The organism is Arthrobacter sp. AOP29-A2-19 (assembly GCF_058138025.1).
Window position 1 is genome coordinate 964,623 of record NZ_CM176894.1, and the last position, 21,166, is coordinate 985,788.

Here is a 21,166-nt window from a genome sequence, read left to right on the forward strand (position 1 = left end):
GGAGTACCCGTGCCAGCCCCCACCTCGCCGCCTCGCGGCAGCGCTGGACGCAAGCCGCGGGTACGCACCACGGGCCCCCAGGACACTGCCGGGACAGACGCGCGCGCCGGCGGCTCCGGGCCGTCCCGCGCGCGCGCGGAGTCGTCGGCGCGACCGGCAGCCCAGAGGAGCCCGGCCCGCCGCGGCGGCGCCGGCAAAAAGACGGCCGGCGACCGGCCCATGTCACGCCTGTGGCGGATGGTCGAGGGCGATGCCGACACGGGAGGCAACACCGGCTACTACATGATCCTCGGCAGCGCGTTGGCGCTGACGCTGATCGGCCTGCTGATGGTGCTGTCCTCGTCCGCCGTCGAGGCGATATCGAGCGAGACCTCCTCCTACGCACTTTTTATGAAGCAGGGTGTCTGGGCGCTGGCCGGCTGCGGTCTGATGGTGTTGATGTCCCGGCTGCCCGTTGCGACGATGAAGCGACTTGCCTGGCCCGGAATCGGGCTGGCACTTTTCCTCCTGCTGCTGGTGTTCACCCCACTGGGGATTTCCGTCTACGGCAACCGGAACTGGATCGGTATCGGCGGCTTCACCGCCCAGCCTTCCGAGGCCGCCAAGCTGGCGCTGGCCGTGTGGGCGGCCATGATGCTCGCGAAGAAGGGCCGACTGGTCAACCAGACGGCGCACGCGTTGATTCCCGTGGTCTTCCCAGGCGGGGCGGCCGTGTTGGCGCTCGTGCTCGCCGGCCGCGACCTGGGGACGGGGCTGGTCCTGATCCTCATCCTGGTGGCCGCACTGTTCTTCGGCGGGGCCCGGCTGAGGATTTTCGGTGTCGCGGCCGGCGTTGCGGCGCTCGGCGCGATCGTGATGGTCCTGGTCTCCGGAAACCGGATGGGCCGCATCAACGCGTGGCTCGGCATCGACTGCGGCGCCAACGACGCCTGCTACCAGTCCCGCCAGGGGCTCTACGCGCTCGCCTCCGGCGGCTGGTGGGGCGTGGGCCTCGGCCAGTCCCGGCAGAAGTGGAACTACATCCCCGAGGCGGAGAACGACTTCATCTTCGCAATCATCGGCGAGGAGCTGGGCCTGATCGGGACCACGGTCATCATCGCCCTCTTCGGAATCTTGGCGGTGGCCATGTACCGGGTGGCCGTCCGGCACTCCGACCCCTTCGTCCGCATCGCGACCGGCGGCATCATGGCGTGGCTGATCGGCCAGGCGTTCGTCAACATCGGCATGGTGACCGGGCTGCTTCCGGTCATCGGCGTTCCGCTGCCCTTCATTTCCTACGGCGGTTCCGCGTTGACCTTCGCGCTGATGGCCGTGGGCGTGGTGTTGTGCTTCGCCCGCCAGCGTCCGGCACCGCCGGACGCGGCCTCCTGATGTCCTTTCGCACCCCAGCCCCGCACCGAAAGCTGTGAACCACATGAAGCCTGGACCGTCGATCGTGTTGGCCGGTGGCGGCACCGCCGGCCACATCTCTCCCCTGCTGGCCATAGCGGACGCCGTCCGCGCCAAGGCGCCGGACGCGCGCATCGTGGCCGTCGGGACTGCGTCGGGCATGGAGACCCGGCTGGTTCCCGCCGCCGGGTACGCCCTGGAAACCATCGAGCGCGTGCCGATGCCCCGCCGGCCCTCCGCGGACCTGTTCAAGCTGCCGTTCCGCATCGTCCAGGCCGTCCGCCACGCCGGTGCCGTCCTGGACCGGGCCGGCGCGGAGGTTGTTGTGGGCGTCGGAGGATACGTCTGCACGCCCGTCTATCTGGCCGCGAGGAAGCGAGGAATCCCCGTGGTCATCCACGAGGCGAACGCCCGCGCCGGCCTGGCCAACAAGCTGGGCGCGCGGTTCGCCGCCCGCATCGCCACGGCCTTCCCGAACACCGGGCTGCGCGGCGCGGAGTTGGTGGGCATGCCCATGCGGTCGGCCATTGCGGGACTGGACCGGGTCGCGGCACGCGACGCCGCGCGGGAGGCTCTCGGCCTTGAGCCGGGCCTGCCGACGCTGGTCGTCACCGGCGGATCCTCTGGGGCCGCATCCATCAACCACACCATCCGGACGTCGCTGCCGATCCTGGCCGACCTTGCCGCCGCCGGCACGCCGGTCCAGGTGCTGCACGTCACCGGGCGCGGCAAGCAGCTGCTCGACGACGCCGGGACGGTGTACGCCGCGCCGGGCTACCGGCAGACCGAGTACGTCGACGGCATGGAGAACGCCTACGCCGCGGCCGACCTCATCATCGCCAGGGCCGGCGCCGGAACGGTGTGCGAGCTGGCCGCGGTGGGACTCCCGTCCATCCTCGTCCCGCTGCCCATCGGAAACGGCGAGCAGCGGCTCAACGCGGAGCCGCTCCTGGGCGCCGGAGCGGCCGTGGTGGTGGACAACGACGCGTTCACGCCGGAATTCTTCGCCGGAACGGTCCTGCCGCTCCTGACCAGCCGGGACAGACTCGAGATCATGGCCCGCGCGGCACACGCGCTGGGCAGCCGCGACGCCGCAGGGCGCATGGCGGAGATCGTCCTCGAAACCGCCGTCGGCGCAACCGTTTCCGGCATGGGAAGCTAGAGGAATGCAGCACATCCCGACACTCTCCGAGCTTGGCCGCGTGCACCTTCTTGGCATTGGCGGCGTCGGCGTCTCCGCGGTCGCACGACTGATGCTGGCGCGGGGCATCCCCGTATCCGGGACCGACGCCAAGGACCTGCCCGTACTGGACGAACTCCGCGGGCTGGGGGCGCGCATCCACGTCGGCTACGCCGCCGCCAACCTCGGCGAGGTGGACACCGTGGTGGTCTCGTCCGTCATCAAGGACGGCAATCCCGAATACGACGCCGCCAAGCGCCGCGGGCTGCGAATCCTCCACCGCTCGGAGGGGCTCGCGGCGACCATGAAGGGGGACTTTGTGGTCGCGGTCTGCGGGACACACGGGAAGACCACCACCACCTCACTCATCGCCGTGATGCTCCGCCACGCCGGCCTGTCGCCCTCATTCGCCATCGGTGCGAATGTCGCCGGGTTGGGGGTCAACGCCGAACTGGGCGCGGGCCGCATCTTCGTTGCGGAGGCGGACGAATCGGACGCGTCTTTCCTGAACTACCGTCCCGACGTTGTGGTGGTCACCAACGTAGAGGCCGACCACTTGGACCATTACGGCACCGCCGAGGCCGTCCACGAGAGCTTCCACCGCTTTGTGTCGCTGCTGCCCGAGGACGGGTTGCTGATCTGCTGCGCGGACGACCCCGGCTCGCATGCCCTTGCGGCGCGGATGCGGCACGAGCGGCCGGACGTGCGCGTGCAGACCTACGGATTCAGCGAGTCGGCCGACCGCCGGCTGCTCGAGGCGGTGCCGCTGGCCGGCCAACGCTACGGGTGTTCCCTGGAGTGGGGCAGCGGCGAGGAGGGACGCCTGGATTTGGCGGTGCCCGGGGACCACAACCTGCTCAACGCCGCGGCGGCCTTCGCGGTTGGCCTGGACTGCGGCCTCCAGCCGGAGGACGCGACCCTGGGCCTGGCGTCGTTCGCGGGCGCGGCGCGCCGCTTCGAGTTCCGCGGCGAGGCCGCGGGCGTGCGCGTGTTCGACGACTACGCCCACCATCCCACGGAGGTGCTCGCCGCCCTCAAGGCCGCCCGGGCGGTGGCGGGGGAGGGGCGCGTCCACGTGCTTTTCCAGCCGCACCTGTTCTCCCGGACCCGCGAATTCTGGCGGGAATTCGCCGACGCCCTGTCGCTGGCGGACACGGCCCTGGTGCTGGAGATCTATCCTGCCCGCGAACAGCCGATTCCCGGAGTGACCAGCGAACTTGTCGCCAACGCACTCAACACCGAAGGGGGCGCCGCGACCCGTTCCGCCGCTCCCGGCCTCATCGCCGCCGTGGCGCGGCCCGGCGACGTTGTGATGACGGTCGGCGCCGGCGACGTGACGGAGGCCGGCGCGGAGATCCTCGCGGCCTTGGCGGATCGCGAGTGAATCGCGTCGACGCGCGGCCGGACACCAACGTCGTCCCGCTGCCCGAGCCCCCGGGAAGGCGCACGCGGCGCCTGCTCCTCATCATCTCCGGATCGGTGGTGGCGCTGATCTTGGCCCTCATAGTGGTGCTGCTGTACTCGCCGCTGCTGGCCGTCAAGAACATCGAGGTCAGCGGCAACGACCTCGCGAAGCAGTCGGCCGTCCAGGAGGCGCTGGAACCACTCGTCGGGACGCCACTGCCGCGCATCGGGCCCGCGTCGGTCCTGCGGTTGTTGGAGGGCCAGCCCGCCGTCAGGGACGTGGTGGTCCAGGCGGAGGCGCCCTCCACGCTCAGGGTGGAGATCGTCGAGCACCAGCCGGTGGCCATCGTCGAGTCGAAGGGAAAGTACCGTCTGGTGGGCGAGGACGGACGGACGCTCGCGGCCCTGGCCAAGCGCGACGGTGCGGACCTGCCGGTCATCGACGCGGAAAGCGCCGTCGCGGACCCGAAGGTCTTCGCCACGGTGACAGAGGTCCTCGCCTCCCTTCCGGAGTCGGTGCTGAACCGGCTGGACAAGGCCGGCGCCAAGACGATCGATTCCGTCGAGCTGAAGCTGACCAACGGCAAGACCGTGCTGTGGGGAAACTCCGAGCGCAACGCGGACAAGGCCGGGGTGGTCACGGCGCTGCTTCGGGTCAAGGAAGAGCCCAACACGGCCGCCGTCAAGGTGTACGACGTCACCAGCCCCGACCACCCGGTCACGCGCTGACCGCCGTCGGCCACCGGCCGCGGAAAACTTTCCGGTACGCAATGGGCGACACGCGGCCTAGGTCGTTGCATGGGCCCTGGGCAGGCCATAGCGTTTCAGTAGCAAGTACTTGACATAACTATAACCCTCAAGCTGAGGGTTAACGTTTGTCAGTTGAAGCTTCCTAGATCAGCAGCACATCGAACAAGGGAACCAGGACGTGGCAGCTCCACAGAACTACCTCGCCGTCATCAAGGTCGTCGGCATCGGCGGTGGCGGCGTGAACGCCGTCAACCGCATGATCGAGGTCGGCCTCCGCGGCGTCGAATTCATCGCGATCAACACGGACGCGCAGGCGCTGCTCATGAGCGACGCCGACGTGAAACTCGACGTGGGTCGGGAACTGACCCGCGGGCTCGGCGCCGGTGCCAACCCCGAGGTGGGCCGCCAGGCCGCCGAGGACCACGCCGAAGAGATCGAAGAGGTCATGCGCGGGGCGGACATGGTCTTCGTGACCGCAGGCGAGGGCGGTGGCACCGGAACGGGCGGCGCGCCCGTCGTGGCCCGCATTGCCCGCTCGCTGGGCGCACTGACCATCGGTGTGGTCACCCGTCCGTTCACCTTCGAGGGCCGCCGGCGCGCGAGCTCCGCCGAGGCGGGCATCGAGGCGCTGCGCGACGAGGTCGACACACTCATCGTGATCCCGAACGACCGACTGCTGTCCATCAGCGACCGAAACGTTTCCGTGCTGGATGCCTTCCGCTCTGCCGACCAGGTGCTGCTGTCCGGCGTCCAGGGCATCACGGACCTCATCACCACGCCGGGCCTGATCAACCTGGACTTCGCCGACGTAAAGTCCGTGATGCAGGGCGCCGGTTCGGCTCTCATGGGCATTGGTTCCGCCCGGGGAGAGGACCGCGCCGTCAAGGCCGCGGAACTCGCCATCGCCTCGCCGCTGCTCGAGGCCTCCATCGACGGCGCGCACGGCGTGCTGCTCTCGATCCAGGGCGGTTCCGACCTGGGACTGTTCGAGATCAACGAGGCCGCCCGGCTGGTGCAGGAGGTCGCCCACCCTGAGGCGAACATCATCTTCGGCGCCGTAATCGACGACGCGCTCGGGGACGAGGCGCGCGTCACCGTCATCGCCGCGGGCTTCGACCAGGTGGACGTGACCTCGGCTCCGGCCCACGCCCCGCAGCAGCAGGCCCAGCCCGTGCAGCAGGCCCGCCCGCTCCCGTCGGTGCCGGGAACCATCCCGCTGGCTCCCGCGCAGCCCGCGGCCGCGCCCGCGGCGGCGGTGTCCGCGCACTCGGCCCCCGAGGCCGCGCGCCCCGCGCAGCAGCGCTACGAGGACCTGCCAGCCATCGTGGAGCAGGACCTGTCCGGGTCCTCCCACGACGATCTGGACGTGCCCGACTTCCTCAAGTAGGGAGAGGCACACAACGCGAGGTTGCCGAAGATGCTCCGATTCGAACCCGTGGGACTCCCCGAGACCCACGTTGGTTTCACTTCGGTCGCCGACGGCAACCTCGCGTTGCACGTTGGGGACGACGCGGCCGACGTCGCGGAACGCCGCGGCGACCTGGAGGCGCGGCTGGGCGTCGATCCCGGTGCCCTGCGCTTTATGGACCAGGTCCACTCCGCGGACGTCCACCTCGTCTCAACCGGCGGGTCGCTCCGGCTGGCCTCCCACCGGGCGTCCGCCCCGACCGCAGACGCCCTGGTCTCCGCCGATGGCTCGGCGCCGCTGGCGGTGATGGTCGCCGACTGTGTGCCGGTGGTGCTCGCCGGCGCCGTCGACGGGGGTGTCGCCACGGCGGTGGCGCACGCCGGACGGGCCGGCCTCCTGGGAGGGGTGCTGCAGAACACGGTTCGGGCACTGCGCGACGCCGGGGCCGGAGCCATTCAGGCGTGGATCGGTCCGTCGGTCTGTGGCCGCTGCTACGAGGTTCCGCCGGACATGGCCGCGGGCGCCGAGGCGATCCTGCCCGGCATCGCGACCACCACCCGGCGTGGCACCAGCGGCTTGGATCTGCCGGGGGCGGCCCGCGGCCTCCTTGCGTCCGAGGGTGTCGCGGTCGTCGAGACCGGGATCTGCACGCTCGAGGACACCAACTACTACTCCTACCGCCGCGACCCCGCCACCGGGCGCTTCGCCGGCCTCGTGTGGGTCGGCACCGCGGACGCTCCCGAGCAGAGCGGGGCCCAGTGAGCGCCAGCGCGCCCGCGGCTCAGGAGTCCCGACGGGACGAGCTGGACCGCAGGCTCAACGCCGTCAGGCTAAGAATCTCCGAGGCCGCGCGCGCGGCCGGCCGGCCGGACCAGCCCGAACTGATCGTGGTGACAAAGTTCTTCCCCGCGTCCGACGTCCGGCTCCTGGCGGGACTCGGCGTCCGCGCGGTCGGCGAGAACCGCGACCAGGAGGCCGCGGCGAAGGCCGAGGAGTTGCGTGACCTGCCGCTCGACTGGAACTTCATCGGCCAACTCCAGACCAATAAGGCCAAGTCGGTGGTCCGCTACGCCTCCGCGGTGCAGTCCGTCGACCGCACGGGCCTGGTGTCCGCACTGGACAAGGCGGTCGCCCGGGAGAACGAACGGCGGCGCGAGGCTGGGGAGCCGGCGCGGACCGCCCTGCGCTGCCTCATCCAAGTCGACCTGCGGCAGCCCACGGGCGACGCGTCCGGAGCAGAGACCGGGCCGGCAGGACGCGGCGGAGTCGAGCCCGCCGGCGTTCTCTCGCTGGCGGCGGCGATCGACGCCGCGCCGTGGCTCGAATTGGGCGGCGTGATGGCGGTCGCTCCGCTGGGCGCAGACCCTGCCGAGGCGTTCGCGCGACTCGTCGACGTCTCCCGCGCGGTCCGCGCCGCGTACCCCGGAGCGGACGCGGTTTCGGCGGGCATGAGTCAGGACCTTGAGCAGGCGGTTGCCGCCGGGGCGACACACCTGCGTGTCGGTTCCGATGTCCTCGGGCCCCGCCCGCCCTTGCGGTAGCGTCGATACAGCGGAGACTCTTGCGGAACAGACCCTTGGACCGCGCACGATCATAAGGAGAAGACCATGGCTGGCGCCCTGCGCAAGACAATGATCTACCTGGGGCTCGCCGACGGTGACGAGCACTACGCCTCGGACAACTACGACGTCGACGAGCGCGAGGATGCGCGGCGCCACGAACCCGTCCGCGAAGAGCGGACGCACCAACCGGTGGCGGCCGTTCCGGAGACGGACACCGAGTACCGGGCCCCGGTCACTCCCATCAAGCGCGCGCCTTCTTCCAGGGACGAGGATTCTTCATTGCGGCAGATCACAACGGTCCACCCCCGCTCGTACAACGACGCCAAGATCATCGGCGAAAGTTTTCGCGAGGGCATTCCGGTCATCATGAACGTCACCGACATGGGCGAGGGCGACGCCAAGCGCCTCGTGGATTTCTCGGCCGGCTTGGTCTTCGGGCTTCACGGCAGCATCGAGCGAGTGACCAATAAGGTTTTCCTGCTCTCGCCGTCGTCCGTGGAAGTCCTCGGCGAGGACAAGAAGTCCTCCGAGGGCCAAGCGACCTTTTTCAACCAGAGCTAGCCGGGCCGCGTCTCCGCCGTGGAACTGATCTTCGGACTGCTGTACATCGCACTCACCATCGTCCAGGTTCTGCTGATGGTCAGAATCGTCTTCGACGTGGTCCAAATGTTTGCCCGCTCTTGGCGGCCCCGCGGCGTCGCGCTGCTCGCGGCCAGCGTGGTCTACCGCGTGACCGATCCGCCCATGCGCTGGCTGAGGTCCAAGGTGAAGCCGGTGGACTTGGGCGGCATGCGATTGGACCTCGCCTTCCTCATCCTTTACTTCGCCGTCATCATCGCGAAGATCGTGGTCCAGTCGCTGGCCTAGCGACGGGCCGCACCTGGCGGCTCCGGTAGTCGGGTTAGTTGTCCCGTACCCAAACGTTATAGTCTTGTCGCAGCAGGCCCCGTCACAGACGTGCCGGATGTGCCCCAAGTGAACCAGCGTACGCGGGCCGCAGCAGCGGTCGGTGGAAGAACCAAAGTAACGAGGTGACCAGATGGCACTCACGCCAGAAGACGTAGTCAACAAGCGCTTCCAGCCGACGAAGTTCCGCGAAGGCTACGACCAGGACGAGGTCGACGATTTCCTGGACGAGATCGTCGTCGAGTTGCGTCGCCTGAACCAGGAGAACGACGAGCTCCGTCGCCGCGTCAGCGAGCTGCAGTCCGGCGACGCCGAGTCGGGCGACGTCCCGGCGCCCGTCGCCGCGGCCCCCGCCACCGAAGCCGCTCCGGTCGCCGCCGACAAGGCCGAGGTTGTCGACAAGACCCCGAAGCCCGAGCAGGAGAAGGCGCCGGCCGCGGCCGCCGAGGCAGCTCCGGTTGCCGCCGCGGCGCCCGCAGCGGCCTCCACCGGAACGGCCGAATCGGCCGCCGGCGTTCTCGCCATGGCCCAGCGCCTGCACGACGAGTACGTCGGCGCCGGTGTGGAGCAGCGCGACAAGATCATCGCCGAGGCCCAGATCCAGGCCAACACCCTGGTCAACGAGGCCGAGGAGAAGAGCCGCAAGACCCTGAGCGCGCTGGAACAGCAGAAGGCCGTGCTCGAGCGCAAGGTCGAGCAGCTCCGCGGCTTCGAGCGTGACTACCGCGCCCGCCTGAAGGCCTACATCGAGGGCCAGCTGCGCGACCTGGAGTCCAAGGGCTCGGTGGCGACGCCGGAAGCCAAGGAAAACGCCTAGGCATCAGCTAGGGTCGCCCGGATGGCCGGGCGACTGTCAGCCGTAGATCGTCGGCGGCCGGGTCACCCGGCCGCCGTCGTCACGTTAAGGGAGACCATGGAGCACGAACCCGCCGAACCGCAGGCAACCCCGCGTCCGACACCGCGCAGGCGCGGCCTGGTCGGCGCGGCGCTGGCCGTCGCCGTCGTCGGCTACGCACTGGACCAGTTCACCAAGTGGCTGGTCCAGACCAACATGGCGCTCGGGGAGACCATCGACGTTTTCCCGCCCCTGCTGCGCTGGCACTACATCCTCAACCCGGGGGCGGCCTTTTCCATCGGCACGGAGGTCACGTGGATCTTCACGATCGTTCAGGCGTCCGTGGTTGTTTATGTGCTGTTCCTGCTGCGCCGGCTCGGTTCCCGGGTGTGGGCGGTCGCCCTGGGCGGCCTGGTGGCCGGCGCCGCGGGCAATCTGACGGACCGCCTATTCCGCGAGCCGTCCTTCGCCATGGGCCACGTCGTGGACTTCATCGCGCTGCCCAACTTTGCCATCTTCAACATCGCGGACTCGCTGGTGGTCTGCTCCATGATCGTGATCTGCCTCCTGATCTTCAAGGGCGTTCGCCTCGACGGAACCCGCGAGACGGCGGAGGAGGCGGCCTGATGCCCGCGTTCACCGTCTCCGAGGACCAGGACGGGGCCCGCCTGGACGCGGTCGTTGCGGGCGCGCTGGGACTCTCCCGAACGCTCGCGGCCCAGCTGTGCGCCGAGGGGCACGTGCTGGTGGGCGGCCGGCCCGTCGGCAAGTCCCACAAGACCGCCGTCGGAGAACAGGTCGACGTGACCATCCCGGAACGCCCCGATCCACTGGAAGTGAGAATCGAACCCGTGGAAGACCTCAGGATCCTCGGCGAGGACGACGACTACGTTGTCATCGACAAGCCCGTTGGCGTCGCCGCCCACCCGTCGCCCGGCTGGGTCGGACCCACCGTGGTCGGCGCCCTCGCCGCGGCGGGCTACCGGATCTCGACGTCCGGCGCGGCCGAGCGCCAAGGGATCGTCCACCGGCTCGACGTCGGCACCTCCGGCGTGATGGTGGTGGCGACGTCCGAACGGGCCTACACCGCGCTGAAGCGTGCCTTCAAGGAGCGGACGCCGTCCAAGACCTACCACGCAGTGGTGCAGGGCCTGCCGGACCCGTTGGAGGGCACTATCGACGCGCCCATCGGACGCCATCCCGGGCACGACTGGAAGTTCGCCGTTCTCGAGGACGGTCGCGACTCCGTCACGCACTACAAGGTGGTCGAGGCCTTCGGCCGCGCGTCGTTGGTGGAGGTTCGGCTCGAGACCGGGCGCACGCATCAGATCCGCGTGCACTTCGCGGCCCTCCGGCATCCCTGCGCGGGCGACCAGACGTACGGGGCCGACCCCCGCCTGGCGGCGGCGCTGGGTCTGACCCGGCAGTGGCTGCACGCCTACCGCCTGGGCTTCCCCCACCCCGTCACGGGCGATTGGGTCCAGTACACCAGCGAGTACCCGGCGGACCTCTCCAAGGCCCTGGAACTGCTCCGCGACGGCGCACTCTAGACCGCGGGCGCGGGTAGCCGCGGGCGGCTCGCCCCGTGGCCGGGGCCTCACCCGCGCGGCGCTCCCGGACGCCTAGACTTGATGGGTGGCTAGCTCAACTTCCGGCGGATTCGTCCATCTTCACAACCATACTGAATACTCCATGCTGGACGGCGCCGCCAGGCTGGGCGACCTGTTCGCCGAGACCGACCGGCTCGGCATGAAGGCGCTCGCGACGACCGACCACGGTTATCTGTTCGGGGCGTTCGACTTCTGGAAGAAGGCCACGGACGCCGGCATCAAGCCGATCATCGGCGTGGAGGCGTATGTCACGCCGGGCACGGCCCGCAACGACAAGACGCGCGTGCGGTGGGGCGAGGAGAACCAGCGCCGCGACGATGTGTCCGGCGGCGGCAGCTACACGCACATGACGCTGCTCAGCCACAACAACCAAGGCATGCGCAACCTGTTCCGTGCGTCCTCGATCGGTTCGCTGGACTCGGCGTTCGGCAAGTATCCGCGGCTGGACCGTGAACTGCTCGAGACCTACAGCCCCGGCCTCATCGCCACCACGGGCTGCCCGTCCGGGGAGGTGCAGACACGCCTGCGGCTGGGCCAGTACAACGAGGCCAAGCGCGCTGCGTCGGAGTACCAGGACATCTTCGGCAAGGAGAACTACTTCTGCGAGCTGATGGACCACGGGCTGGACATCGAACGCCGCGTGACGAAGGACCTGGTGCGCCTGGCCCACGAGCTCGACATCCCCCTCGTGGCCACGAACGACCTGCACTACACGCACGAACACGACGCCAAGGCCCACGAGGCGCTCCTGGCCATCCAATCGGGCTCCACGCTGCTGGAACCCACTTACGACCAGGGCGGATCGCGCTTCGCGTTCTCCGGCAGCGGGTACTACCTCAAGTCTCCGGCGGAAATGCGCCAGCTCTTCGCCGAGTTCCCCCAGGCGTGCGACAACACGCTGCTCATCGCCGAGCGGTGCGAGGTCTCCTTCAACACCAACGCCAACTACATGCCGAACTACCCCTGCCCGCCGGGGGAGGACGAGACGTCCTGGCTGGTCAAGGAGGTCGACGCCGGACTCGCGTACCGATACCCGGGCGGCATTCCGGACGACGTGCGCAAGCAGGCCGACTACGAGCTCGACGTCATCAACACGATGGGCTTCCCCGGCTACTTCCTGGTCGTGGCCGACTTCATCAACTGGTCGAAGAACAACGGCATTCGGGTGGGTCCCGGCCGCGGCTCCGGCGCGGGTTCCATGGTCGCGTACGCGCTGCGCATCACCGACCTCGACCCCCTGCGGCACGGGCTGATCTTCGAGCGCTTCCTGAACCCGGAGCGCGTGTCCATGCCCGACTTCGACGTCGACTTCGATGATCGGCGCCGCCCCGAGGTCATCGAGTACGTGACCCGCAAGTACGGCGACGAGCGCGTGGCCATGATCGTCACTTACGGCACCATCAAGACCAAGCAGGCGCTCAAGGACTCTTCGCGCGTGCTGGGCTACCCGTTCAGCATGGGCGAGCAGCTCACGAAGGCGCTCCCGCCCGCCGTGATGGCCAAGGACATCCCCCTGGCGGACATCGACGACCCGAAGTCCAAGCGCTACGGCGAGGCCGGCGAGTTCCGCGAACTGGTCGCCACAAACCCCGAGGCGGCCAAGGTCTTCGAGACCGCGAAGGGCATCGAGGGGCTGAAGCGGCAGTGGGGCGTGCACGCCGCCGGCGTGATCATGAGCTCCGATCCGATCATCGACGTGGTGCCCATCATGCGCCGCTTCCAGGACGGCCAGGTCATCACGCAGTTCGACTACCCGACCTGCGAGGGCCTGGGCCTGATCAAGATGGACTTCCTCGGCCTGCGGAACCTGACGATCATTTCGGACGCGATTGAGAACATCAAGGCCAACCAGGACATCGAGCTCGACCTGGAGCGCCTGGAGGTCGACGACGCGGAGTCCTACAAGCTGCTGGCCCGCGGCGACACGCTGGGAGTGTTCCAGCTCGACGGCGGCCCCATGCGCTCGCTGCTCAAGCTCATGCGCCCCGACAACTTCGAGGACATCTCCGCGGTCATCGCGCTGTACCGCCCGGGTCCCATGGGCGCGAACTCGCACAACAACTACGCCCTGCGCAAGAACGGCCTGCAGGACGTCACGCCGATCCACGCGGAGCTTGAGGAACCGCTGCAGGAGATTCTGGGCACCACGTACGGCCTGATCGTGTATCAGGAGCAGGTGATGGCGATCGCCCAGAAGGTCGCCGGCTTCACTCTCGGCCAGGCGGACATCCTCCGCCGTGCGATGGGCAAGAAGAAGAAGTCGGAGCTGGACAAGCAGTATGCGGGCTTCCGCCAGGGCATGGTGGACAACGGGTTCTCCGAGGCGGCCGTAAAGTCGCTCTGGGACATCCTGCTTCCGTTCTCCGACTACGCGTTCAACAAGGCGCACTCGGCCGCGTACGGCATGGTGTCCTACTGGACCGCGTACCTCAAGGCGCACTTCCCCGCCGAGTACATGGCCGCGCTGCTGACCTCTGTGGCGGACGACAAGGACAAGTCCGCCATGTACCTGAACGAGTGCCGGCACATGGGCATCACCGTGCTGCCGCCGGACGTCAACGAGTCCGCCCTGAACTTCACGCCAGTCGGCAACGACATCCGCTTCGGCATGGGCGCCATCCGCAACGTGGGCTCCAACGCCGTCCACGCGATGGTGGCCTCGCGGGAGGAGAAGGGCGCCTTCGAGAACTTCGGGGACTTCCTCCAGAAGGTCCCGGCCGTGGTGTGCAACAAGCGGACCATCGAGTCGCTGGTCAAGGCCGGCGCGTTCGACTCCATGGGGCACCCGCGCCGCTCGCTCGCGATGATCCACGAGGAGGCCGTCGATTCGGTCATCGTGCTCAAGCGCAACGAGGCGGCCAACCAGTTCGATCTGTTCAGCGCTTTCGACGACCCGTCCGTCGGCTCCGGCCTGGCGGTCGAGGTGCCGGACCTCCCCGAGTGGGAGAAGAAGGACAAGCTGGCGTTCGAGCGCGACATGCTGGGGCTCTACGTCTCGGACCACCCGCTGAAGGGCCTCGGCGGGCTGCTGGACCAGCACGCCGAGCTGTCCATCACCCAGGTCCTCTCCGACGACGGACCCCAGGACGGCCACACCGTGAAGATCGCGGGCATGATCACCTCGCTGCAACGCCGGATCGCCAAGAACAGCGGCAACGCGTACGCCAAGTGCGAGGTGGAGGACCTGGGCGGCTCCATGGAGGTCATGTTCTTCGGACAGGTCTACGGCCCAATCGCCACGCTGTTGGCGGAGGATCTGATCGTTGTGGTGCGCGGCCGGCTCCAGCGGCGCGACGACGGAGCGGTGAGCCTCAATGCCCAGGAGCTCACCATCCCGGAGATCAGCGAGGACGGGCTGGCCGGTCCGGTGGTGATCAGCATGCCGAGCCACAAGGCCACGGAGGACGTGGTCTCGGCGCTCGGAGAAGTCCTCCGGACGCACGCGGGCAACACCGAGGTCCGCGTCAAGCTCTCCGGCACCAGGACCGTCCAGCTGATGCGGTTGGGCATGGAGTTCCGGGTCAATCCGAACCCCGCGCTCTTCGGCGACCTCAAGGTGCTGCTGGGGCCCACCTGCCTTGACGTCTAGGCGCCGCGCGGCGTCGTAAACTTGGCTGGTGACTTCAGAAGCTTCCCAGACACCAGGACCGGACGCCCCGCGTGGCGTGGACGCGCGCGCGCTCGACCTGCGCACCATCGACCTGCGGGGCACGGACTTGGACCACGCCGGCCTCAAGGCCGCGCTGCCCCGCCCGGAGCTCGACTTCGACACCGCGGCGTCGGCGGTCGAAGCGATCATCGCCCAGGTTCGGCGCGACGGGTTCGCCGCGCTGACGGAGTTGGCGGCACGGTTCGACGGCGTGGAGCAACGGCACACGCTGGTCCCGCGGTCCGCCCTCGTGGAGGCGCTGGAGGGCCTCGACCCGGTGGTGCGGGCCGGCCTCGAGGAGTCCATCTCCCGCGCCCGCGAGTTCGCCGCGGCGCAGGTTCCCGCGGACACAACAGTGTCCTACCCGCTCGGCGCAACGGTCACGCAGCGCTGGGTCCCGGTCCGGCGCGTGGGACTGTACGTCCCCGGCGGGCTGGCCGTCTACCCGAGCTCCGTGGTGATGAACGTGGTTCCCGCGCAGGCGGCGGGCGTCCGCTCGCTGGCCATCGCCTCTCCGCCCCAGAAGGAGTTCGGTGGCTTGCCGCACCCCACCATCCTCGCGGCGGCCGAACTGCTTGGGGTCCGCGAAGTGCACTCCATGGGCGGGGCGCAGGCCATCGCCGCGCTGGCCTATGGGGTGCCCGCGCCGGAGGGTTCGGACCTGCCGCCCATCGAGCCGGTGGACGTGGTGACTGGCCCCGGCAACCTCTACGTCGCCACGGCGAAGCGGCTGGTGAAGGGCACCGTGGGCATCGACGCGGAGGCCGGTCCCACCGAGATCGCCATCCTCGCAGACGACACGGCCAACCCCAGGTACGTGGCGGCGGACATGGTCAGCCAGGCCGAACACGACCCCAACGCCGCGGCCGTGTTGGTGACTCCGTCCGAACGGTTGGCGGACGCCGTCCGCGTCGAACTGGCCCGCCAGGTGGCAACCACGAAGCATTCCGGGCGCGTGGCCGAGGCGCTCGCGGGGACACAGTCCGCGATCGTTCTGGTCGACGGCCTGGAGGAGGGGATCCGGGTTTGCGATGCCTACGGGGCGGAACACCTGGAGATCATGACCGCGGATGCCGCCGCCGTCGCTGCCCGCATCACCGCGGCCGGGGCGATATTCGTCGGTGACAACAGCCCCGTGAGCCTCGGCGACTACTGCGCGGGCTCCAACCACGTGCTCCCGACCAGCGGCACCGCGGCGTTCGCCTCGGGACTGAACGTCGTCACCTTCCTTAAGGCCATCCAAGTGATCGACTACCCGCGCGGGGCGCTCGAGCAGGTGGGCGGCCACGTCGTCGCGCTCTCCCGGGCCGAGGACCTTCCGGCGCACGGCGACGCCGTCTTGGCGCGCACGGCCCCGCAACACAACATGTAGTAGTTACATTCTTGTCATTCGCCCAGATGTAGTCCTACTATGGGCGGGTAGCGCATCGGATCAGCGACAAGGGAGGGTGGCCGGAGTGAACTGCCCCTTTTGCCGCAACGCCGATTCACGTGTTGTGGACTCCCGGCTCACAGACGACGGCTCGGCCATCCGCCGGCGTCGGCAGTGCGGCGCCTGCGGACGCCGCTTCACGACCGTGGAAACCACCAGCCTGAGCGTCCTGAAGCGCTCGGGCGTGGCGGAACCCTTCAGCCGCAGCAAGGTCATCAACGGGGTGCGCAAGGCCTGCCAGGGCAGGCCGGTCACCGACGACGACCTGGCGTTGCTGGCTCAGGAGGTCGAGGAATCGGTCCGCGCCTCCGGCACGGCGGAAATCAACGCGCACGAGGTCGGCCTGGCCATCCTCGGCCCACTCCAAAAGCTCGACCAGGTCGCCTACCTCCGCTTCGCGAGCGTCTACCAGGGATTCGATTCGCTCGAGGATTTCGAGACGGCCATCTCCAAGCTGCGGCGCGAGTCCGGGCAGGGCGCGCCCGGACGGCAGCGACCGCTCACGGCGAAGTAGGACCACACCATACTCCGGTGGCGGCTGCGGAGGGGAAGCCGACGCCGCCACCGGCACCACGTGGGGCGCGAACGGCCGCCCCGTGGTCACAAAACGACGGGCCCCGGAAAGCCGGGGCCCGTCGCTGTGTGTCCCGTGGGTCAGGACGCGAAGCCGAAGTGGATCGCCGATTGGAGAGCGCCCCCGACGATGCCGGCGTTGTTCTTCAGCGTGGCCGGCACAATCTGCGTGCGCAGGTCCAGCAACGGGAGGAAGTCCTGGCTCCGCTTGGAAATCCCTCCGCCCACCACAAAGAGGTTGGGGGAGAAGAGGAACTCCACGTGGGAGAAGTAGCGCTGCAGGCGAACGCCGTAGTCCTCCCAGGACAGTTCCTCCCGCTCGCGGGCCGACGCCGAGGCGCGCGATTCGGCGTCGTGCCCGTCGATCTCGAGGTGGCCCAGCTCCACGTTGGGCACCAGGACGCCGTCATGGATGAGCGCGGAACCGATCCCGGTGCCGAGCGTGATGACCAGGACGGTGCCGTCCACCTTCTTGCCGGCGCCGTAGCGGACCTCCGCCAGGCCCGCGGCGTCTGCGTCGTTCATGACCTGGACCGGGCGGGCGAGTGCCGCGGTCATCAGCGTGTCCACGTCCGTGTCGATCCAGGACTTGTCCACGTTGGCCGCCGAGAGCGCGATGCCCTTGTGGATGATCGCGGGAAAGGTAATGCCCACCGGCGCATCCGCCGCGGGCGCCTCGTCGCGCGAGGCCAGCTCGGCGACGATCTGCGCGACGACGGCGGCCACGGCCTCGGGCGTCGAGGGCTTTGGCGTGTCGATGCGGAAGCGGTCCCCGACCAGCTTGCCCTTCTTCAGGTCGACGATGCCGCCCTTGATGCCGGTGCCGCCGATATCGATGCCGATCGCGGTGGGGTTCTTGGACTTGTTCTTATCGGCCTTCGACATGTGGCTCCTCGACGTGGGTGCTTGCACGGTGGATGGGGGAGTGCTTCGGGACTGGCGGGTTCTGCGGGTGCTGGCGGAACGGGTGCGGCGGCTACGCCAGGGTAAGGACCTCGGCCCCGTCGTCGGTCACCAGGAGGGTGTGTTCGAACTGGGCGGTCCGCTTGTGGTCGCGTGTCACCGCGGTCCAGTCGTCGTCCCACATGTCCCAGTCGATCGTGCCGAGCGTCAGCATCGGTTCAATGGTAAACACCATCCCCGTTTCGATGACGCGGCTGTAGGCCGGCGCGGCGTCGTAGTGCGGGATGATCAGGCCGGTGTGGAACGCCTCCCCGACCCCGTGGCCGGTGAAGTCCCGGACCACGCCGTAGCCGAACCGCTTGGCGTAGGCGGAGATGGTGCGCCCGATGACGTTGATCTGGCGGCCCGGCATCACAGCCCGGATCGCGCGGCGCAGCGATTCCTCGGTGCGCTCCACCAGCAGCCGCGACTCTTCGTCGACATCGCCCGCGAGGAAGGTCGCATTGGTGTCGCCGTGGACGCCGCCGATGTAGGCGGTGATGTCGATGTTGACGATGTCGCCGTCCTGGACGACCGTCGTGTCCGGGATCCCGTGGCAGATGACCTCGTTGATCGAGGCGCAGAGCGACTTCGGGAAGCCGCGGTAGCCAAGCGTCGAGGGATAGGCCCCGTGGTCCAGAAGGAACTCGTGGCCGACCCTGTCGAGCTCGTCCGTGGTCACGCCGGGCACCACGGCGCGGCCCACCTCCCGCAGCGCCTGCGCCGCGATGCGCGACGCCACCCGGATCCGCTCGATGGTCTCCGGGTCCTTGACCTCGGACCCCTCGAACTTGGAGGGCGCGGGTTTACCCACGTACTCGGGCCTGGCGATCGCCGACGGCACGTGCCTGACGGGGGTGGGTGTTCCGGGGACAAGTTTCCCGACGGGAGCGGTGGTGGTGCTGGGCATGACGCCAATCCTATCGCCATCGAACGACGCCGGAGTAGGGTGGAAAACATGAGCGATAACACGGGCACGGGCCAGGGGGACTTCTGGTTCAACGTCGTCACGAAGCAGGTCGAGGTCGGGGCGCAGTCGGACTGGACGCAGCTGCTGGGACCCTATGCGACCCGCGCGGAAGCGGAGAAGGCGATGGAGACGGTCGAGCGCCGCAACGAGGCGTGGGACGCCGAGGACGACTCCTAGCTCCGCTGCCCGGCTACCGGTCGAAGCCGTGCTCCGTGGCCGGAAACGCGCCGGTGACGACGTCGTTGTGGTAGCACTGCGCGGCGTCCGACACAACGGAGCGCAGGTCCGCGTACTGCTTGACGAACTTGGCGATCTTTCCGGTGCGCAGCCCCAGCATGTCCTGCCACACCAGTACCTGTCCCGTGGTGCCGGCGCCGGCGCCGATGCCGATGGTCGGAACCCGCAACGCGGCGTCGACCTCGGCGGCGACGTCGGCCGGAACCATTTCCATCAGCACGCAGAAGGCGCCCGCTTCCTGGAGGGCGAGGGCGTCCGCGACGAGCGCGGCGGCGGCCCCGCCGCGGCCCTGCACGCGGTAGCCCCCCAGCGCGTGCTCGCTCTGCGGCGTGAAGCCGATGTGTGCCATGGCGGGAATGCCGGCGGCGGACAGGGCGCGGACGTGGTCGGCGTAGTGTGCGCCGCCCTCGAGCTTGACCGCGTGGACGCCTCCCTCCTTCATAAGCCGCACCGACGATTCCACGGCCTGGCCGGGAGACACCTGGTAGGAGCCGAAGGGCAGGTCGCACACCACGAGTGGGCGCTTGGCCCCGGCGGTCACTGACTTCGCGAACACGATCATGTCGTCGAGCGTGATCGGCAGGGTGGTCTCGTAGCCCATCACGTTGTTGGCGGCGGAGTCGCCCACCAGCAGCACCTCGATGCCGGCCTCGTCGAAGATCTGTGCCATGTACTGGTCGTAGGCGGTCAGCATGGCGAAACGGCGCCCTTCGGCCTTGGCCTGCGCCAGGTGGTGCGTCCGGATCCGTGTGGCGCTCCGGGGTGCGGGGACCGGCTGGGCCGGGCCGCCGGCACCGTTTCCGTAGGGGGCGATTTCTTCGGCGCTCATGGCCGACAGCCTACTTCACGCGCCGCCATGTGACGGGGCGCGGGGGCCTAGCCAGAGGCGGAATGCGCGCTCACCCGAGTAGAGTGGCAAGCGGTGGCTGGAGCCATCGCCACCGAATGCATTCCGCCGTGGAAGGAGTCCCGCACGTGGACCGTCAGCAGGAGTTTGTCCTCAGGACCATCGAAGAGCGGGACGTTCGCTTCGTCCGCCTCTGGTTCACCGACGTCGTCGGATCCCTGAAGTCCGTCGCCCTGGCGCCGGCCGAGGTGGAGGGCGCCTTCGAGGAGGGGCTGGGGTTCGACGGCTCGTCCATCGAGGGGCTCTCGCGCATCTTCGAATCGGACATGCTGGCACAGCCGGACCCCTCCACGTTCCAGATCCTGCCCTGGCGCGGCGACACGGAGCCGACGTCGCGCATGTTCTGCGACATCCTCACGCCCGACGGCGCGCCCTCCCCGGCGGACCCCCGCAACGTCCTGAAGCGCCAGCTCGCGGCTGCCGCCGACATGGGGTTCACGTGCTACACGCACCCGGAGATCGAGTTCTACCTGCTGGAATCCCCGGATATCGGCGAGTCCGGCGCCCCGGTGCCGGTGGACTACGGCGGCTACTTCGACCACGTCACCGGAGGAGTCGGCCAGGACTTCCGCCGCAAGGCCGTCACCATGCTGGAGGCCGTCGGCATCTCCGTGGAGTTCAGCCACCACGAGAACGGGCCGGGCCAGAACGAGATCGACCTGCGCTACGCGGACGCCCTGCAGACGGCGGACAACATTATGACGTTCCGGACGGTCATCAAGGAGGTCGCGCTCCAGCAGGGGATCTACGCCACCTTTATGCCCAAGCCGTTCTCGGACCACCCCGGCTCCGGCATGCACACGCACTTCTCGCTTTTCGAGGGCGACAGCAACGCCTTCTTCGAGGCCGGCCAGGAGTACCAGCTCTCCACCACGGCACGGCAGTTCATCGCCGGGCTCCTGCGCCACGCCCCGGAGTTCACCGCCATCACCAACCAGTTCGTCAACTCCTACAAGCGGCTGTGGGGCGGCGGCGAGGCCCCCAGCCACCTGTCGTGGGGGCACAACAACCGCTCGGCCCTGGTGCGCGTGCCGCTTTACAAGCCCAACAAGGGGCAGTCCGCACGCGTCGAGTACCGCGGCGTGGATTCGGCGGCGAACCCGTACCTCGCGTACGCCGTGCTCCTGGGGGCGGGGCTGAAAGGCATCCAGGAGGGCTACGAGCTCCCCCCCGGCGCCGAAGACGACGTCTGGAGCCTGTCCTCCGCCGAGCGCCGGGCGATGGGGCACGACCCCCTGCCGGGCAGCCTGCACGACGCGATCCGCAGCATGGAGGAGTCGGAGCTCGTCGCCGAGATCCTCGGCGAGCAGGTCTTCGAGAGCTTCCTGCGCAACAAGCAGGACGAGTGGAGCGCCTACCGCCAGAACGTCAGCCCGTTCGAGATCAACCGCTACCTGGGCATCCTCTAGGGC

Annotated in this window: 20 protein-coding genes; 17 read left to right on the forward strand and 3 right to left on the reverse strand. The window is 69.0% G+C overall.

The annotated features are described in order from the left end of the window. The first annotated feature begins 9 nt into the window (after positions 1–9). The 15 genes from ftsW to nrdR all read left to right on the forward strand — a co-directional run bounded on the left by ftsW (position 10) and on the right by nrdR (position 16,639). On the forward strand, positions 10–1,371 hold the full coding sequence (ftsW, locus tag AC3ZJJ_RS04355) for a putative lipid II flippase FtsW (RefSeq protein WP_489894033.1): 1,362 nt from the start codon (positions 10–12) through the stop codon (positions 1,369–1,371). Positions 1,372–1,414: 43 nt separating this feature from the next. Then, positions 1,415–2,551 (forward strand): undecaprenyldiphospho-muramoylpentapeptide beta-N-acetylglucosaminyltransferase, encoded by a 1,137-nt coding sequence (gene murG, locus AC3ZJJ_RS04360; RefSeq protein ID WP_489894034.1) that lies wholly within the window; start codon positions 1,415–1,417, stop codon positions 2,549–2,551. Positions 2,552–2,555: 4 nt separating this feature from the next. Further along, a complete protein-coding gene (gene murC / locus AC3ZJJ_RS04365) occupies positions 2,556–3,953 on the forward strand; it encodes a UDP-N-acetylmuramate--L-alanine ligase (protein ID WP_489894035.1) in 1,398 nt (465 codons plus the stop codon). Beyond that, positions 3,950–4,702 carry a cell division protein FtsQ/DivIB gene (locus AC3ZJJ_RS04370; protein WP_489894036.1) on the forward strand — a complete coding sequence of 251 codons (753 nt, stop codon included), beginning with the start codon at positions 3,950–3,952 and terminating at the stop codon, positions 4,700–4,702. The genes murC and AC3ZJJ_RS04370 overlap by 4 nt, the downstream gene beginning before the upstream one ends. A gap of 199 nt (positions 4,703–4,901) precedes the next feature. Next, positions 4,902–6,110, forward strand: coding sequence for a cell division protein FtsZ (ftsZ, locus tag AC3ZJJ_RS04375; protein ID WP_489894037.1), 1,209 nt, complete (start codon positions 4,902–4,904; stop codon positions 6,108–6,110). A 30-nt stretch (positions 6,111–6,140) separates the two neighbouring features. Further along, complete coding sequence (locus AC3ZJJ_RS04380) at positions 6,141–6,893, forward strand: purine nucleoside phosphorylase YfiH/LACC1 family protein (protein ID WP_489894038.1); 753 nt, start codon at positions 6,141–6,143, stop codon at positions 6,891–6,893. After that, positions 6,890–7,672 (forward strand): YggS family pyridoxal phosphate-dependent enzyme, encoded by a 783-nt coding sequence (locus tag AC3ZJJ_RS04385; RefSeq protein WP_489894039.1) that lies wholly within the window; start codon positions 6,890–6,892, stop codon positions 7,670–7,672. Before AC3ZJJ_RS04380 ends, AC3ZJJ_RS04385 begins: the two co-directional genes overlap by 4 nt. Before the next feature lie 66 nt (positions 7,673–7,738). Continuing rightward, positions 7,739–8,254, forward strand: coding sequence for a cell division protein SepF (locus AC3ZJJ_RS04390; protein ID WP_489894040.1), 516 nt, complete (start codon positions 7,739–7,741; stop codon positions 8,252–8,254). 18 nt (positions 8,255–8,272) lie between these two features. Beyond that, entirely contained in the window at positions 8,273–8,560 is a 288-nt protein-coding gene (locus AC3ZJJ_RS04395) for a YggT family protein (protein WP_489894041.1), read from the forward strand. 172 nt (positions 8,561–8,732) lie between these two features. After that, positions 8,733–9,416, forward strand: coding sequence for a DivIVA domain-containing protein (locus AC3ZJJ_RS04400; RefSeq protein WP_489894042.1), 684 nt, complete (start codon positions 8,733–8,735; stop codon positions 9,414–9,416). Between the two features lie 96 nt (positions 9,417–9,512). Next, positions 9,513–10,061, forward strand: coding sequence for a signal peptidase II (lspA, locus tag AC3ZJJ_RS04405; protein ID WP_489894043.1), 549 nt, complete (start codon positions 9,513–9,515; stop codon positions 10,059–10,061). Beyond that, on the forward strand, positions 10,061–10,984 hold the full coding sequence (locus AC3ZJJ_RS04410) for an RluA family pseudouridine synthase (protein WP_489894044.1): 924 nt from the start codon (positions 10,061–10,063) through the stop codon (positions 10,982–10,984). Before lspA ends, AC3ZJJ_RS04410 begins: the two co-directional genes overlap by 1 nt. Positions 10,985–11,126: 142 nt before the next feature. Next, positions 11,127–14,633 (forward strand): DNA polymerase III subunit alpha, encoded by a 3,507-nt coding sequence (gene dnaE / locus AC3ZJJ_RS04415; RefSeq protein ID WP_489895685.1) that lies wholly within the window; start codon positions 11,127–11,129, stop codon positions 14,631–14,633. A 25-nt stretch (positions 14,634–14,658) separates the two neighbouring features. Then, positions 14,659–16,065, forward strand: coding sequence for a histidinol dehydrogenase (gene hisD / locus AC3ZJJ_RS04420; RefSeq protein WP_489895687.1), 1,407 nt, complete (start codon positions 14,659–14,661; stop codon positions 16,063–16,065). An 85-nt stretch (positions 16,066–16,150) separates the two neighbouring features. Then, complete coding sequence (gene nrdR, locus AC3ZJJ_RS04425) at positions 16,151–16,639, forward strand: transcriptional regulator NrdR (RefSeq protein ID WP_489894045.1); 489 nt, start codon at positions 16,151–16,153, stop codon at positions 16,637–16,639. 140 nt (positions 16,640–16,779) lie between these two features. Here the strand turns inward: nrdR and ppgK are convergent, their stop codons facing one another. Together ppgK and map are read right to left on the reverse strand one after the other, a co-directional pair. After that, positions 16,780–17,583 (reverse strand): polyphosphate--glucose phosphotransferase, encoded by an 804-nt coding sequence (ppgK, locus tag AC3ZJJ_RS04430; RefSeq protein WP_489894046.1) that lies wholly within the window; start codon positions 17,581–17,583, stop codon positions 16,780–16,782. A gap of 91 nt (positions 17,584–17,674) precedes the next feature. Continuing rightward, complete coding sequence (gene map, locus AC3ZJJ_RS04435) at positions 17,675–18,550, reverse strand: type I methionyl aminopeptidase (protein WP_489894047.1); 876 nt, start codon at positions 18,548–18,550, stop codon at positions 17,675–17,677. A 48-nt stretch (positions 18,551–18,598) separates the two neighbouring features. On the opposite strand from map, the gene AC3ZJJ_RS04440 reads away from it, so the two are divergent. Continuing rightward, on the forward strand, positions 18,599–18,787 hold the full coding sequence (locus tag AC3ZJJ_RS04440) for an SPOR domain-containing protein (RefSeq protein WP_489894048.1): 189 nt from the start codon (positions 18,599–18,601) through the stop codon (positions 18,785–18,787). A gap of 13 nt (positions 18,788–18,800) precedes the next feature. Here the strand turns inward: AC3ZJJ_RS04440 and panB are convergent, their stop codons facing one another. After that, positions 18,801–19,676, reverse strand: a complete 876-nt coding sequence (panB, locus tag AC3ZJJ_RS04445; protein WP_489894049.1) for a 3-methyl-2-oxobutanoate hydroxymethyltransferase — start codon at positions 19,674–19,676, stop codon at positions 18,801–18,803. 146 nt (positions 19,677–19,822) lie between these two features. Between panB and glnA the strand changes: the two genes are divergently transcribed. Beyond that, a complete protein-coding gene (gene glnA / locus AC3ZJJ_RS04450) occupies positions 19,823–21,163 on the forward strand; it encodes a type I glutamate--ammonia ligase (protein WP_489894050.1) in 1,341 nt (446 codons plus the stop codon). The last annotated feature ends 3 nt before the right edge of the window (positions 21,164–21,166 follow it).